This is a genomic window from Rhizobium sp. Leaf341, assembly GCF_001424325.1.
Lineage (GTDB): Bacteria > Pseudomonadota > Alphaproteobacteria > Rhizobiales > Rhizobiaceae > Ferranicluibacter.
The window spans coordinates 980938-981214 of the sequence record NZ_LMPE01000015.1 but is presented as its reverse complement, the minus strand read 5'-3'; the positions used below and the strand labels follow the sequence as shown (position 1 = coordinate 981214).

Below are 277 nucleotides of genomic sequence, written 5' to 3'. Positions count from 1 at the left end.
CGGCACGCGCAACATCTCCGGCACGACGCACTACCATGTTCTCCTGGAACAGGAGCTTGCCGATCTGCACGGCAAGGAAGCAGCGCTGCTGTTTACCTCCGGCTACGTGTCCAACTGGGCCGCACTCGGCACGCTCTGTTCGCGCATTCCCGGCATCATCGTCTTTTCCGACGCCGGGAACCACGCCTCCATGATCGAGGGCATCCGCCATGCCAAATGCGAGCGGGTGATCTTCAAGCACAATTCCGTCGCCGACCTCGAGGCGAAGCTCGCGGCG

At 62.8% G+C, this 277-nt stretch carries 1 protein-coding gene; it reads left to right on the top strand.

Annotation, left to right across the window (positions count from 1 at the left end; genetic code table 11):
* The coding region (locus ASG03_RS22100; RefSeq protein ID WP_244475115.1) for an aminotransferase class I/II-fold pyridoxal phosphate-dependent enzyme at nt 1–277 on the top strand (277 nt) is incomplete at both ends.